The organism is Streptomyces sp. NPDC007095, assembly GCF_040634475.1.
Classification (GTDB): Bacteria; Actinomycetota; Actinomycetes; order Streptomycetales; family Streptomycetaceae; genus Streptomyces.
Genome location: NZ_JBEYFS010000153.1, coordinates 1 through 14,771, shown reverse-complemented (window position 1 = coordinate 14,771; position 14,771 = coordinate 1). Strand labels below are relative to the sequence as shown.

At 70.3% G+C, this 14,771-nt stretch carries 12 protein-coding genes; 7 read left to right on the top strand and 5 right to left on the bottom strand.

Annotated elements, in window-relative coordinates; genetic code table 11:
- Positions 1 to 2 precede the first annotated feature (2 nt).
- Positions 3 to 1,415: an aldehyde dehydrogenase family protein gene (locus ABZ656_RS38850; RefSeq protein ID WP_360274651.1), complete on the top strand. Its 1,413-nt coding sequence runs from the start codon at positions 3 to 5 to the stop codon at positions 1,413 to 1,415.
- Between the two features lie 302 nt (positions 1,416 to 1,717).
- On the opposite strand, the gene ABZ656_RS38845 is transcribed toward ABZ656_RS38850, so the two are convergent.
- The 4 genes from ABZ656_RS38845 to ABZ656_RS38830 are packed head-to-tail and all read right to left on the bottom strand — an operon-like array spanning position 1,718 to position 5,640.
- On the bottom strand, positions 1,718 to 2,620 hold the full coding sequence (locus ABZ656_RS38845) for a sugar phosphate isomerase/epimerase (protein WP_101407329.1): 903 nt from the start codon (positions 2,618 to 2,620) through the stop codon (positions 1,718 to 1,720).
- Position 2,621: 1 nt separating this feature from the next.
- Positions 2,622 to 3,536 (bottom strand): ATP-binding cassette domain-containing protein, encoded by a 915-nt coding sequence (locus tag ABZ656_RS38840; protein ID WP_101408415.1) that lies wholly within the window; start codon positions 3,534 to 3,536, stop codon positions 2,622 to 2,624.
- 8 nt (positions 3,537 to 3,544) lie between these two features.
- Complete coding sequence (locus ABZ656_RS38835; RefSeq protein WP_101407328.1) at positions 3,545 to 4,621, bottom strand: ABC transporter permease; 1,077 nt, start codon at positions 4,619 to 4,621, stop codon at positions 3,545 to 3,547.
- Entirely contained in the window at positions 4,621 to 5,640 is a 1,020-nt protein-coding gene (locus tag ABZ656_RS38830; protein WP_101407327.1) for a sugar ABC transporter substrate-binding protein, read from the bottom strand. Before ABZ656_RS38830 ends, ABZ656_RS38835 begins: the two co-directional genes overlap by 1 nt.
- 292 nt (positions 5,641 to 5,932) lie before the next feature.
- On the opposite strand from ABZ656_RS38830, the gene iolC reads away from it, so the two are divergent.
- The 6 genes from iolC to ABZ656_RS38800 all read left to right on the top strand — a co-directional run bounded on the left by iolC (position 5,933) and on the right by ABZ656_RS38800 (position 13,058).
- Positions 5,933 to 6,904 carry a 5-dehydro-2-deoxygluconokinase gene (iolC, locus tag ABZ656_RS38825; protein WP_360274646.1) on the top strand — a complete coding sequence of 324 codons (972 nt, stop codon included), beginning with the start codon at positions 5,933 to 5,935 and terminating at the stop codon, positions 6,902 to 6,904.
- Positions 6,905 to 6,933: 29 nt separating this feature from the next.
- The gene (locus tag ABZ656_RS38820) at positions 6,934 to 7,812 is read left to right on the top strand and encodes a deoxyribose-phosphate aldolase (protein ID WP_101407325.1); all 879 of its coding nucleotides are present in this window, start codon (positions 6,934 to 6,936) and stop codon (positions 7,810 to 7,812) included.
- 72 nt (positions 7,813 to 7,884) lie between these two features.
- A complete protein-coding gene (gene iolB / locus ABZ656_RS38815; protein ID WP_360274643.1) occupies positions 7,885 to 8,769 on the top strand; it encodes a 5-deoxy-glucuronate isomerase in 885 nt (294 codons plus the stop codon).
- Positions 8,769 to 10,640 carry a 3D-(3,5/4)-trihydroxycyclohexane-1,2-dione acylhydrolase (decyclizing) gene (gene iolD / locus ABZ656_RS38810; protein WP_360274640.1) on the top strand — a complete coding sequence of 624 codons (1,872 nt, stop codon included), beginning with the start codon at positions 8,769 to 8,771 and terminating at the stop codon, positions 10,638 to 10,640. The genes iolB and iolD overlap by 1 nt, the downstream gene beginning before the upstream one ends.
- A 44-nt stretch (positions 10,641 to 10,684) precedes the next feature.
- Entirely contained in the window at positions 10,685 to 12,178 is a 1,494-nt protein-coding gene (locus tag ABZ656_RS38805) for a CoA-acylating methylmalonate-semialdehyde dehydrogenase (protein WP_099924461.1), read from the top strand.
- Positions 12,179 to 12,314: 136 nt separating this feature from the next.
- The gene (locus ABZ656_RS38800) at positions 12,315 to 13,058 is read left to right on the top strand and encodes a GntR family transcriptional regulator (RefSeq protein ID WP_101407322.1); all 744 of its coding nucleotides are present in this window, start codon (positions 12,315 to 12,317) and stop codon (positions 13,056 to 13,058) included.
- Between the two features lie 52 nt (positions 13,059 to 13,110).
- On the opposite strand, the gene ABZ656_RS38795 is transcribed toward ABZ656_RS38800, so the two are convergent.
- Positions 13,111 to 14,553, bottom strand: coding sequence for an alginate lyase family protein (locus ABZ656_RS38795; RefSeq protein ID WP_360274673.1), 1,443 nt, complete (start codon positions 14,551 to 14,553; stop codon positions 13,111 to 13,113).
- Between the last annotated feature and the right edge of the window lie 218 nt (positions 14,554 to 14,771).

The following is a 14,771-nucleotide window of genomic DNA, read 5'->3' as shown; positions in this document are numbered from 1 at the left end:
CCATGCGGGAGTATGCGAAGTTCTACATCGGCGGCCAGTGGACCGATCCGGTCGGAACGGAGACCTTCGAGGTTGTGAATCCCGCGACCGAGGAGGTCTGCGGCAAGGTGGCCCAAGGATCGGCGGCCGACGTCGACCGGGCGGTCGCGGCGGCCCGGCGGGCCTTCCCCGGCTGGTCGACGACCACGGGCGAGGAGCGGGTCGAGGTACTCCAGAACGTCCTCGACGTGTACCAGAAGCGGGCCGGTGACCTCGCCGCGGCGCTGACCGAGGAAATGGGCGCGCCGGCCGCGCTCGCGGGCGGCTTCCAAGTGGGCCTCGGAGCCGGTCACCTGACCACGGCGATCGCGGTGCTGAAGGACTTCGTGTTCGAGGAGCGGCGCGGAGCGACACTGGTCGTGAAGGAGCCGATCGGCGTCTGTGGGCTGATCACCCCGTGGAACTGGCCCATGAACCAGATGGCCGTGAAGGTGTTCCCGGCGCTGGCGACCGGCTGCACCATGGTGCTCAAGCCGTCGGAGAAGTCGCCCTTCACCGGGCAGATCTTCGCCGAGATCCTGGATGCCGCGGGCGTTCCCGCCGGTGTGTTCAATCTCGTCCAGGGCGACGGCCCCGGCGTGGGGGTGCCGCTCGCCGGCCACGCGGACGTCGACATGATCTCGTTCACCGGTTCGACGCGCGCGGGCATCGACATCGCGAGGAACGCGGCGCCCACGGTGAAGAGGGTGACCCAGGAACTGGGCGGCAAGAGCCCGAACATCGTTCTCGACGACGAGGACTTCGCCGAGAACGTCGGCAAGGGCGTGGCCAACATGATGGGCAACTCCGGGCAGACGTGCAGCGCGCCCTCCCGGATGCTCGTCCCCGCCGCCCGTATGGACGAAGCCATCACCATCGCTCAGGAGACCGCGTCCGGGATCACCGTGGGCGACCCCCATGGCGACTTCGTGATGGGGCCGGTGGTTTCGGAGGCCCAGTTCGAGAAGATCCAGTCGCTGATCCGGAAGGGCATCGACGAGGGCGCCACCCTGGTGGCCGGCGGCACGGGACGCCCGGACGGGCTGGAGAAGGGCTACTACGTGAAGCCCACCGTCTTCGCCCGGGTCACGAACGGCATGACCGTCGCCCGCGAGGAGATCTTCGGGCCGGTGGTGACGATCCTCGGCTACGACAGCGTCGACCACGCCGTCGAGATCGCGAACGACACGGAGTACGGCCTCGCCGGCTATGTGGCGGGTGCGGACCTGGAGAAGGCGCGTGCCGTGGCGCGTCGCATCCGGGCGGGATGGGTGGCGATCAACGACGCGTTCGACTTCGGCTGTCCGTTCGGCGGGTACAAGAAGAGCGGCAATGGCCGGGAGTGGGGCGAGTTCGGCTTCCACGACTACCTGGAGATCAAGGGCATTCTCGGCTAGGGCCTGTCCGGCGGATCAAGTCGCAGGAATCGGGCGGTCCCTCATGAACGCTGGTGAGCGGGGTTTGGTGCGTGCAGGTGCAAGGCGGAGGAGGGAGTCGAAGCGGAGCGTCGGCGACCGACGACAACGCCGCAGATGTGCGTGCCAAGCCCCGCGTCTGCGGCATGATCCGCCGGACAGGCCTTAGGGGGCGATCCAGACGACATCCCTGCACGCCTGAGGCGGCCTCATCGGGCTGACGAGGCCGCCTCACGGAGCGGGCATCCGGGTGCGAGCGGATGCGGGCGGGGGCGCCGGACGGGTCAGGCGCCGCAGGAGCGCAGGAACTTGCGGGTCCGTACGGCGATCGGGAGCGGCTTGTCCGGCTCGCAGGGGTACATGTCCTGCTCGACGATGGCGAACAGCTCCACGCCCAGGCGCTGGGCGGCCACCAGCACCGGCTCCAACTCCGGTACGCCGGACGGGGGTTCGCACATCACACCGCGCTGCACGGCGGGACCGAACGGCACCTCGTTCTTGACGACGTCGGCGAGGATCGCCGGGTCGACCTGCTTGAGGTGCAGATAGCCGATGCGCTCGCCGTACGTCTCGATGAGCTTGACGCTGTCGCCGCCGCAGTAGGCGTAGTGCCCGGTGTCCAGGCACAGGTTGACCAGGTCGGAGTCGGTCGAGTCGAGGAAGCGCTCGACGTGGTCCTCGGTGTCGATGTGCGTGTCCGCGTGCGGGTGGACGACGATGTCGAGGCCGTAGGTCTCCTTGACCTCGTGGCCCAGTCGCTCCATGCCCTTGGTCAGGTGGGCCCACTGCTCGGCGGTCAGCTCAGGCGGCTCGATGATCTCGGCGGTCTTGTCGTCGCGCCAGAAGGAGGGGATGACCACCAGATGCTTCGCGCCCATGGCCTGGGTGAGCGCGGCGACCTCGCTGACGTGTGCCCAGGTGGAGTCCCAGACGGACGGTCCGCGATGCAGCCCGGTGAAGACCGTACCGGCCGACACCTTCAGGTCGCGCTTGTCGATCTCTGCGGTGAGCCGGGCCGGGTCGCTCGGCAGATAGCCGTAGGGGCCGAGTTCGATCCAGGAGTAGCCGGCCTCCGACACCTCGTCCAGGAAGCGTTCCCAGGGCACCTGCTGGGGATCGTCGGGGAACCAGACGCCCCAGGAGTCCGGTGCGGAGCCGACCCGGATGCGGTCCAGGTGAGCGGTCATGTCAGGAGGTCCCTTCGGGAGTGGCCGCCACGGGTGCTTTGAGGTCCTCGGCTTCGGGGAGTTCCTCGACGTCGACGCCGCGTACCTGGGCCAGTTCGTGCTTGAGCGCGGCGAGTTCGGCGCCGCCGGCCATGTGGTTGGTCAGCTCCTCCAGACTGACCTCGCTGCGGGCGGCGCTGAGTTCCATGGTGCCGAGGCGCAGGACGCTGAAGTGGTCGCCGACCATGTAGGCGTGGTGCGGGTTGTGGGTGATGAAGATGACGCCCAGGCCGCGGTCGCGGGCGGCGGCGATGTACTTCAGGACGACGCCGGACTGTTTGACGCCGAGGGCGGCGGTGGGTTCGTCGAGGATGAGGACGCGGGCGCCGAAGTAGACGGCGCGGGCGATGGCCACCGACTGGCGTTGGCCGCCGGAGAGGGTGCCGATGGGCTGGTCGAGGTCGTCGAGGACGATGCCCATGTTGCGCAGTTCCTCGTCCGCGGTCTTCTTCATGCGGTCGATGTCGAGGCGCTGGATCGGCCAGGGGCCCTTGGTCATCTCGGAGCCGAGGAAGAAGTTGCGCCAGACCGGCATGAGGGGGACGGTGGCGAGGTCCTGGTAGACGGTGGCGATGCCCTTGTCGAGGGCTTCGCGCGGGGTGGAGAAGCGTACCGGGGTGCCGTCGACGAGGAATTCGCCCTCGGTGTGCTGGTGCAGGCCGGAGATGATTTTGATGAGGGTGGACTTGCCTGCGCCGTTGTCGCCGAGGACGCAGGTCACCTGGCCGGGGTGGACGGCGAGGGAGACTCCGTGCAGGGCACGGATGTTGCCGTAGGCCTTCCCGGCGCTGCGCAGTTCGACGGTCGGGGCGGTGCCGTCCTCGGGCGGAGCGTCCGGGAGGATGGCGCCGGCGGGTCCGGATCCGTTGGTTGTCATGGGTCGGTTCACCTCCGGGTCGCCGCGCGGCGGACCCACAGATTGATGAGCGTGGCGCCGAGCAGCATCACGCCGAGGAAGGCCTTGAACCAGTCGGGGTTCCAGCCCGCGTACACGATGCCCTGGTTGACCATGCCGAACATGAAGGCGCCGAAGACCGGTCCGATCGCGGAGCCGTAGCCGCCGGTCAGCAGACAGCCGCCGATCACCGCCGCGGCGATGTAGATGAGTTCCTGGCCGACGCCCTCGCCGGACTGCACGGTGTTGAAGGAGAACAGCTGGTGCATGCCGATGAACCAGGCGCCGAAGCCGACCAGCATGAACAGCGTGATCTTGGTGAAGGTGACCGGTACGCCGACGGCGCGGGCGCTGTCCTGGTTGCCGCCGACTGCGAAGATCCAGTTGCCGTACTTGGTGCGCAGCAGTACCCAGGTGGCGATCGCGGCGAAGACCAGCCACCACACGATGGTGATCTTCACCTGGACGCCGCCGACGTCGAAGGAGGACGCGAAGACCTTCTTGGCCTGGTCGAAGCCGTCCATGGTGCTGATGTCGTCGGTCGCGACGTTGCCGGTGATCAGCTTGGTCACCGCGAGGTTGACGCCTTGCAGGATCAGGAAGGTGCCGAGCGTGACCAGGAAGCTTGGTAGCCCGGTGCGGACCATCATCCAGCCGTTGAACGCGCCGACCGCCAGCGAGACGATGAGCGCGACGATCACGCCAACCCAGACGTTCATGGTCAGTTGGTAGCTGACCATGCTCGCGGTGAGCGCCGAGGTGATCACGGCGACGCCGGCCGAGAGGTCGAACTCGCCGCCGATCATCAGCAGGGCCACGGGCAGTGCCATGATCCCGATCGTCGACGACTGGTAGAGCACCGTCGCCATCGAACTGCCCGAGCGTACCGACGGCGCGGCGATCAGGAAGAAGACGAACACCGCCACGGCGCCGAGGAAGACGCCGACCTCGGGGCGGGCGAGCAGCCGCAGCGTCAGGGAGCGCTGGGCGGTCCGGCCGTCGGTCTCCTTGGGGCCGGGGGCCGGCGGTGTGGTCACCGCCGGCTCAGCCTGCTGGGCCATGCTCATCACCGGGTGCCCTTCGCGGCGAACTGGGCGACGGCGTCGACGTTGGACTTGTCGACGAAGGCCGGGCCCGTCAGGATCGGCTGCTCCCCGCCGCCGCTGTAGTTGCCGTTCGTCTTGTAGAGCCACAGCGAGTCGACGGCCAGGTAGCCCTGCAGGTACGGCTGCTGGTCGACCGCGAACTGGATCGTGCCCTTGCTGATGGCGCCGGTCAGGTCCTTGTTGAGGTCGAACGTGGCGATCTTCGCCTTGCTGCCGGCGTCGCCCACCGACTGCACCGCGGTCAGGGCGTACGGGGCGCCGAGGGTGACCACGTAGTCGATGGCGCTGTCCTGCTTGAGCTTGGCGGTGATCGTCGACTTCACGGACGGCATGTCGGTGCCGTTGACGTACAGCGTCTCCGTCTTGCCGCTGAAGGTCTTCTTCACGCCGTCGCAGCGCTGGGTGAGTCCGATGTTGCCCTGCTCCTGGATCACACAGACGGCCTTCTTCGCGCCCTCCGAGTTCAGCCTCTTGCCGAGCGCCTCGCCCGCCACCGTCTCGTCCTGGCCGAAGAACTCCATCAGGCCCAGCTTCTGCCAGTCGCTGACGCCCGAGTTGAGGCCGACCACCGGGATCTTGGCCGACGTCGCCTTGCTCACGACGTCCTTCATGGCGTCCGGCTTGGCGAGGGTGATCGCGATGCCGTCGACCTTCTGGTCGATGGCGTTCTGGACCAGGTTGGCCTGGTTGCCCGCGTTCGGGTCGGCGGAGTAGATCAGCTTGACGTTGTCCTTGGCGGCCGCGGCCTCGGCGCCCTTGCGGACGATGTCCCAGAACGTGTCGCCGGGTGCCTGGTGGGTGACCAGCGCGACCGTCATGCGGGGCGTGCCGGCCTTGCCGGCCGACACCGCCGCCCCGCTCTCCTCGGACTTCTTTCCGCCAGAGCTGCTGGAGCAGCCGGCTATGAGCAGCACGGATGCCGCTGCGGTCGCGACGAGCGGGGCGATTCTGCGGGTACGGGGGTGAAACGTGCGGTCCATCTTTCCAGCACCTCACTGTGCGACAGGGGAAAGGGAACGGGACGGCGCCGGGGCGCTGGGCCCGTGCGGGGCTCGGACAGGACGTCCGGGTCGATGCGGGTGACGCGGCTGCTTCGTTGGGACGGGATACAAGTCCCTGACACACCCCCCTGTCAATACTTTGTTAAGACATCATTTCCTGAGCAGGTCCGAATGTCAGTACAAAGTCTTGACAGGGGAGGGTCATGGGTCCTACACCTAAGAGGCACCGGGCGCCCCGTTGCCCGCATCCCACGCATCAGGAGCGTCACGCATGCCTGAGTCCGCTGAATCCTTCGACGCCGAATCCCTCGACGTCATCACCATGGGACGCATCGGCGTCGATCTGTATCCCCTGCAGACGGGTGTGCCGCTCGCGCAGGTCGAGTCCTTCGGGAAGTTCCTCGGCGGCTCGGCGGCCAACGTCGCGGTGGCCGCCGCCCGCCTGGGCCGCTCCACCGCGGTGATCACCCGCACCGGACAGGACCCCTTCGGCATCTATCTCCACCAGGCGCTCAAGGAGTTCGGCGTCGACGACCGCTGGGTCACGCCCGTCGACGCCTACCCCACGCCGATCACGTTCTGCGAGATCTTCCCGCCGGACGACTTCCCGCTCTACTTCTACCGGCGGCCCAAGGCACCCGACCTGGAGATCCGGACCGACGAGCTGGACTTCTTCGCCATCCGCGCGGCCCGCATCTTCTGGATCACCGGCACCGGCCTGAGCGAGGAGCCCAGCCGCTCCGCCACTCTCGCCGCGCTGAAGGCGCGTGCCAAGTCCGGCACCACCGTCTTCGACCTCGACTGGCGGCCCATGTTCTGGACGGACCCGGACGAGGCACGCCCGTACTACGCCGAGGCGCTGCGCCACGCCACCGTCGCCGTCGGCAACCTCGACGAGTGCGAGATCGCCACCGGCGTACGCGAACCCCGCGCGTGCGCCGAAGCCCTGCTGGCGGCCGGTGTGGAACTCGCCGTCGTCAAACAGGGCCCCAAGGGAGTCCTGGCCGTCCACCGCGACGGCACCGTCGCCGAGGTCCCGCCGGTCCCGGTGGAGGTCGTCAACGGCCTCGGCGCCGGAGACGCGTTCGGCGGCTCGCTCTGCCACGGTCTGCTGTCCGGCTGGGAGCTGGAGAAGACCATCCGGTACGCCAACGCGGCCGGCGCGCTCGTCGCCTCCCGTCTCGCCTGCTCCTCCGCGATGCCCACCGAGTCCGAGGTCGAGGACCTCCTGACGCGCGGCTGACCGACGCCACCCCCTGAACGGAGCCTGTCTTGAGCATCAGCATCCCCGACCTCGCCACGGTGCGCGCCCGGCATCCGGAGGCCATCGCCGAAGCGGCCGCCCGCCGGGTCCGCCGCCCGCTGATCGGCGACAGCGGCCGCCTGATGATCGTGGCCGCGGACCACCCCGCGCGCGGCGCGCTGGGGGTCGGCGAGCACCGCCTGGCCATGGCCAACCGCGCCGACCTCCTCGAACGCCTCTGCGTCGCGCTGGCCCGGCCCGGGGTGGACGGGGTGCTCGCCACCGCCGACATCCTGGAGGACCTGCTGCTCCTGGGCGTTCTGGAGAACAAGGTCGTGATGGGCTCCATGAACCGCGGCGGCCTGTCCGGCGCGTCCTTCGAGATGGACGACCGCTTCACCGGCCACCGCGCCGAGGACATCGAGCGGCTCCGCTTCGACGCCGGAAAGCTGCTGGTGCGCATCGACTACGACGACCCGGGCTCCCTGGAGACCCTGCAGACCACCGCGCGCGCCATCGACGACATGGCCGCCCGCCGACTGCCGCTGTTCGTCGAGCCGTTCATATCCCGCCGGGTGGACGGCAAGGTCCGCAACGACCTGAGCGCCGAGGCCGTCACCCGGTCCATCGCCATCGCCTCCGGCCTCGGTGGCACCTCGGCCTACACCTGGCTCAAGCTCCCGGTCACCGACGACCCCGACGACATGGCCGAGGTGCTGGAGGCCTCCACCCTGCCCGCCGTACTGCTCGGCGGCGAGGTCGGCGGCGACCAGGAGGGCGCGTACGAGAGATGGCGCAAGGCCCTGCGGCTGCCCACCGTCCAGGGCATGGTCGTGGGCCGCTCGCTGCTCTACCCCGCCGAGGGCAGCGTGGAGACCGCGGTGGACACCGCGGTCGGCCTGCTCTGACTCCCACCCCGCCCGCGCCGACTCGCCACCTCCCGAAGGCCCGCTCTGATTCCCGTAGAGGAGCCCCTCCCGATGACCACCACGCACCATCTGCCCGCGGGCAAGGCCGCCGCCGACGTCTACGCCGTGGACGTCACTCCCGAGTCGGCCGGCTGGGGCCACTCCAGCCTGCGGGTGCTCGAACTGCCCGCCGGCGGCTGGCACGCCTTCGACACCGGCGACAGCGAGTGGATCGTGCTCCCGCTCTCGGGCGGCTGCACCGTCGCGGTCGGCGGCGATACGTTTCGGCTCGCCGGGCGCGAGAGCGTCTTCAGCGGGGTGAGCGACTTCGCGTACGTGCCCCGCGACGCCCAGGTCTCGATCGCCTCGCGCGACGGCGGCCGGTTCGCGCTCACCGGCGCCCGCTGCCCCCGCCGGCTGCCCGCCCGCTACGGGCCCGCTTCCTCCGTCCCGGTCGAACTGCGCGGCACCGGCTCCTGCTCCCGTCAGGTCAACAACTTCGGCGCGGCAGGGGTCTTCGAGTGCGACAAGCTGATCGCCGTCGAGGTGATCACCCCCGGTGGCAACTGGTCCTCCTTCCCGCCGCACAAGCACGACGAACACCGGCCCGGCGAGGAGTCCGAACTCGAGGAGATCTACTACTTCGAGTTCGCCCCCCACGAGGGCACACCCGGCCTCGGCTACCAGCGCGTCTCGCCCTCGGGCCACGGCGCCAACACCGATGTGCTGGCCGAAGTGCGCGACGGCGACATCGTCCTCATCCCCGACGGCTGGCACGGGCCGTCCATGGCCGTGCCCGGCCACGACATGTACTACCTCAACGTCATGGCCGGCCCCGGCACCGACCGCGCCTGGCTGATCTGCGACCACCCCGACCACGCCTGGATCCGTGACACCTGGCCGGAGCGGCCGGTCGACCCCCGCCTGCCCCTCTACACCGCACCCGAGAGGTCCTGATGAGCACCACCACCCGTCGCCTGACGACAGCCCAGGCGCTGGTGCGCTTCCTGTCCGCGCAGTACAGCGAGCGCGACGGCGTACGCCACCGGCTGATCGCCGGCACCTGGGGCATCTTCGGCCACGGCAATGTGGCGGGCATCGGCCAGGCCCTCCTGGAGGCCGGTGAGGACACCATGCCCTTCCACCAGGGCCGCAACGAACAGTCAATGGTGCACGCGGCGGTCGGCTACGCCCGCCAGCTCAACCGCCTCTCCGCGCAGGCCGTGACCACGTCCATCGGCCCCGGCGCCACCAACCTCGTCACCGGCGCCGCCCTCGCGACGATCAACCGCCTGCCCGTACTGCTGCTGCCCGGCGACTACTTCGCGACGCGCTCCGCCGACCCCCTGCTCCAGCAGCTGGAACACCCCGTCGAGGCCGACGTCTCCGTCAACGACACACTGCGCCCGGTCTCCCGCTGTTTCGACCGGATCACCCGCCCGGAGATGCTGATCCCGGCCGCGCTGAACGCGATGCGGGTGCTGGCCGACCCGGCCGACACCGGTGCCGTCACCCTCGCCCTGCCGCAGGACGTGCAGGCGGAGGCGTACGACTGGCCGGAGGAGTTCTTCGCCGAGCGCGTCTGGCGCGTACGCCGTCCCGCCCCCGATCCGCTGGAACTCGCCGAAGCCGTACGGGCGATCCGCGCCGCCGAGCGCCCACTGATCGTCGCCGGCGGGGGAGTGCACCACAGCGAGGCCGAGGAAGCGCTCAAGGCCCTGGTCGACGCCACCGGCATCCCGGTCGCCTCCACCCAGGCGGGCAAGGGTTCGCTGCGTCACGACCACCCCGCCGACCTCGGCGGCATCGGCCACACCGGCACCGCGGTCTGCGACGACATCGCCCGCACCGCCGACCTGATCATCGGGGTCGGCACCCGCTACACGGACTTCACCACCGCCTCGAACACGCTGTTCCAGCAGCCGGGCGTCCGCTTCGTCAACCTCAACATCACCGCCTTCGACGCCCACAAGCTCGCCGCCCGGCCGCTGGTCGCGGACGCGCGGACGGCTCTCGAGGCGCTGGCGGAGGGGCTGTCCGGTCACCGGGTCGACTCGGCGTACGAGGCCGAGTACCGGGCGGGCAAGGCACGTTGGGAGGAGGTCGTCGAGGCCGCCTACCGGGCGGAGGACTCCGCCGTACCTACCCAGACGCAGGTCCTCGGCGCCCTGGACGCCGTCGTCGGCGACGACGACGTGGTCATCAACGCGGCCGGCTCGCTCCCCGGTGACCTGCACAAGCTGTGGCGGGCGCGCGGCCCGCGCCAGTACCACCTGGAGTACGGCTACTCCTGCATGGGCTACGAGATCCCGGCCGGCATCGGCGTCCAGCAGGCCGCCCCCGGCACGCCCGTCTGGTCGCTGGTCGGCGACGGCACCTACCTGATGATGCCCACCGAGATCGTCACCGCCGTCCAGGAGGGCCTGCCCGTCAACCTGGTCCTGATCCAGAACCACGGCTACGCCTCCATCGGCGGCCTCTCCGAGGAGGTCGGAGGCGAGCGCTTCGGCACCGCCTACCGGTACCGCGCCGCCGACGGCACGTTCTCCGGGGCCCCGCTCCCGGTGGACCTCGCCGCCAACGCCGCCAGCCTCGGCATGGACGTCATCCGCGCCAAGACCGTAGGGGAACTGCGCGACGCCCTGGCCGCCGCGCGCGCCTCGGACCGGCCGACCTGCGTCTACGTCGAGACCGACCCGACGCCCACCGCACCGCCGGCCGAGGCCTGGTGGGACGTACCCGTCGCCGAAGTCGCCTCCCGCGACGCCGCGTCGGCCGCCCGTGAACGGTACGACGGCCACGCCGCCGCCCGCCGCCGTCACCTCTGATCCCGACCTCTTCGCCTGCCCCGCCACCGAAAGGCCCCCGCACCATGAAGACCATCACCCACTGGATCGGCGGCAAGCCCGTCGAGTCCGCCTCCGGACGCTTCGGTCCCGTCTACAACCCGGCCACCGGCGCCCAGGAGAAGCAGGTCGGCTTCGCCTCGGTCGACGAGGTGGACGCCGCCGTCGCCAACGCCAAGTCGGCGTACGAGAGTTGGGGCAGCGCCTCGCTCGCCAAGCGTACGGCGATCCTCTTCAAGTACCGCGAACTCCTCGACGCGCACCGCGACGAGATCGCCGAGCTGATCACCGCCGAGCACGGCAAGGTGCACTCGGACGCGCTCGGCGAGGTCGCCCGCGGCATGGAGATCGTCGAGCTGGCCTGCGGCATCGCCGAGAAGCTCAAGGGCGAGCTGTCCACGCAGGTCTCGACCCGGGTCGACGTCGCCTCGATCCGCCAGCCGCTGGGCGTCGTCGCCGGCATCACGCCGTTCAACTTCCCGGCCATGGTGCCGATGTGGATGTTCCCGCTCGCCATCGCCTGCGGCAACGCCTTCGTGCTCAAGCCGAGCGAGAAGGACCCGTCGGCCTCCTTCCGGCTCGCCGAGCTGGCCTCCGAGGCCGGGCTGCCGGACGGTGTGCTGAACATCGTGCAGGGCGACAAGGTCGCGGTGGACCGTCTCCTGGAGCACCCGGACGTCGTCGCGGTCTCCTTCGTCGGCTCCACGCCCATCGCCAAGTACATCCAGCTCAAGGGCGTCGAGCACGACAAGCGCGTACAGGCACTTGGCGGTGCCAAGAACCACATGCTCGTCCTGCCCGACGCCGACCTGGACTTCGCGGCCGACCAGGCGATCAACGCCGCCTACGGCTCGGCCGGCGAGCGCTGCATGGCGGTCTCGGTCGTGGTCGCGGTCGGCGACACCGGCGACGAGCTGGTCGGCAAGATCGCCGAGCGGGCGAAGAACCTGCGCATCGGCCCCGGTGACGACCCCGCCTCCGAGATGGGTCCGCTGATCACGCGCGAGCACCGCGACAAGGTGGCGTCGTACGTCGCCGGCGCGGCGGCCCAGGGCGCCGAGGTCGTCGTCGACGGCACCGGCTACTCCGTCGACGGTCACGAGGACGGCTTCTTCCTCGGTGTCTCGCTGCTCGACAAGGTCCCGGTGACGGCGGACGCGTACAAGGACGAGATCTTCGGCCCGGTGCTGTGCGTGGTGCGCGCCGACACCTACGACGACGCCATCAAGCTCATCAACGCCTCCCGCTGGGGCAACGGCACCGCGATCTTCACCCGGGACGGCGGCGCCGCCCGCCGCTTCCAGCTGGAGGTCCAGGCGGGCATGGTCGGCATCAATGTGCCGATCCCGGTGCCCGTCGGCTACCACTCCTTCGGCGGCTGGAAGGACTCCCTCTTCGGCGACCTGCACATCTACGGCAATGACGGCATCGCCTTCTACACCCAGGGCAAGGTGATCACCACGCGATGGCCCGACCCCGCCGACGCGGGCATCAACCTCGGCTTCCCCAGCCACTCCTGACTCGCAGTGGCGGCCGGTGCGGGGACAGATCTCCTCGCTTCCCGCACCGGCCGTCCTCAGGACCGACCGTCAGGACGATGCGATGGCAAGGGTTCCCGTCCGCCGGACCGCCCGATCCCCACGAGCAGCGGCCGCCATGCCCGTGGGCCTGGACTTCGCGCTGGACCGAAACAGCCCCGTACCGCTCTACTACCAGCTCGCCCAACAGCTGGAGGCCGCGATCCAGCGGGGTGTGCTGAGCCCGGGCAGCCTGCTGGGCAACGAGGTCGAGCTCGCGGGCCGCCTCGGCCTGTCCCGCCCCACCGTCCGTCAGGGCATCCAGAACCTGGTCGACAAGGGGTTCCTGGTCCGCCGCCGGGGCGTGGGCACCCAGGTGGTGCACAGCCAGGTCAAACGCCCGCTGGAGCTCAGCAGCCTCTACGACGACCTGGAGAACGCCGGACAGCGTCCCACGACCCAGGTGCTGCACAACGCGGTCGAGCCCGCGTCCGCCGAGGTCGCGGCGGCCCTGGGCATCGCCGAGGGCGGCACGGTGCACCGTGTGGAGCGGCTGCGCCTCACCCACGACCGGCCCGTTGCGGCCCTGTGCAACTACATCCCGGAAGGGCTGCTGGACGTCGACACCGCCCGGCTGGAGTCGACCGGCCTGTACCGCATGATGCGTGCCGTCGGCATCACCCTGCACAGCGCCCGCCAGTCCGTGGGCGCCCGCTCCGCCTCGCCGCAGGAGGCCGAGCGGCTGGACGAACCGGCGGGCGCCGCCCTGCTCACCATGCAGCGCACGGCCTACGACGACACCGGCCGCGCGGTCGAGTACGGCACCCACATCTACCGTTCCTCGCGGTACGCCTTCGAGTTCCAGCTGCTGCTGCGTACGTGAGCGCACCGCGACCGACAGGCGGACGCCCGCCCGCCCGTCACTGGCTCGCCCGTCACTCCCCGGCGTCGCGGCGGGCCCGGTCGCGGCGGCGCAGCAGGAGGAAGCCGCCCGCGAGGGCGGCGACGCCGGTGGCGGCGGTCCAGGCCGGCAGGTCGGAGGAACCGGTGGCGGCCAGGTCGTCACCCTTCCCGCCGAGGGGGCTCGCCGAGGCGGAGGGCGTGGCGGACGTACTGCCGGAGGGCGACGTACCGGACGTACTGGTGGTGGGCGTCGGCGATGCCGTCGCCTCGGCTGCGGTGGCCCGGGGGCGGGTGAACGCCAGTGTGCCGAAGCCGAGTTGGTCGTAGCCGCCGCTGTTGGGGCCGTAGTCCCCGCCGCCCCCCTCGGGCGCGAACCGGGCCGCGATCTTCGTGAGGTGCGGCGCGTCCAGCCCCCGGCGCTCGGTGTAGTGGTTGGCGATCATGGCCCAGATCGGCCGGGCCATGGCCGGGTCGACGGCCGCCGCCGCGGACGCGGTCTCCGAGCCCGACCAGATGCCGGGTGCGCCCTTCCTACGGGTGTACGAGGTGTAGGGCACGTCTCCGCCCAGGCTCCACTTGGCGACGTACTGGGCGCCCTTGAGGAAGCGGCTGTCGTCGTAGCCGTACAGGTCGACGCCCTGGTTCCAGGCCATCTCGCAGATGGTGCCCATCAGGCCGACGCCCAGCAGGGCATGGCCCTGGTCGCGGCCTGCCTCGACCCATTCGGCGAGGCCGTCGGCGTACACGACCGGGATGGTGTTCTTGACGGAGCCCATTCCCGCGCCGTGCTTGAAGTACTCGACGGCCCGGTCGACCTTCGCCCGGTCGTCGCACAGGATGCCGATCGCGAGGACGGAGGCGATGTTGGTCAGGTCCCAGTTGGGCCAGTAGTTGGTGATGTAGGAGCCGTTGTGGTGCGCGAGGAAGTCCTCGCTCAGCGGGTGGAAGACGTCGAGCATCATCTTCTGGAACCGGGCCAGTTCGAAGCCGTCGTGGCCGCGGACGAGCTCGGCGGCGTTGGCGAACTGGTAGCCGTAGAGGCCCGAGGCGAGAAACCGGTCGGCGCTGCCGTCGAGCCTGGTCAGCCTGGCCGACCAGGCGTTGAGGATGTCGCGTGCGGTGTCGGCGTGCGCGGTGTCGCCGGTGACGTGCCAGCGCAGGGCGTTCTGGTAGGCGGCGTGGATGTCGTTGTAGAGGGTGGCGTAGTTCTCGGGCGTGCCCGAGCCGCGGTAGACGGTCGCCTGGGGGTTGGCCGTCCAGGTGCTCTGGGCATGCCGGTTGGCCGTCAGCCTGGCGAAGCCGGCCGTGTAGGGCTGCGCGCCGGCCTTCACCTGGGTCGCCATGCGGTGCAGATCGGCCCGGGTGTGCAGCATCCCGGGGTGCGCGAAGGCACCGCCCGCCGCCGTTGCCGGGGCCGCCGCGAGGGTGGTGCCGGCCACGGTGGCGCCCGCGGCCGCACCGGCGATCTTCAGCATGTTCCGGCGACTGATCTGTGCTGTCACTGACGTGGTTCCTTAGCGCTCGGTGCCCGGGGATGCCTACGCACAGGAGACGCCGTGGAACCCGGCCGATAACAGAAAGTCGCCCGGCCTTGTCGTCCTTCGTGGTCGCGGTGGCCGATCCGGCGCCCGGGCTCCTCGTACCCGTCGACGTGCTCGGCCAGCCGCTGCCGCCAGCGCACGTCGCGCCGCTC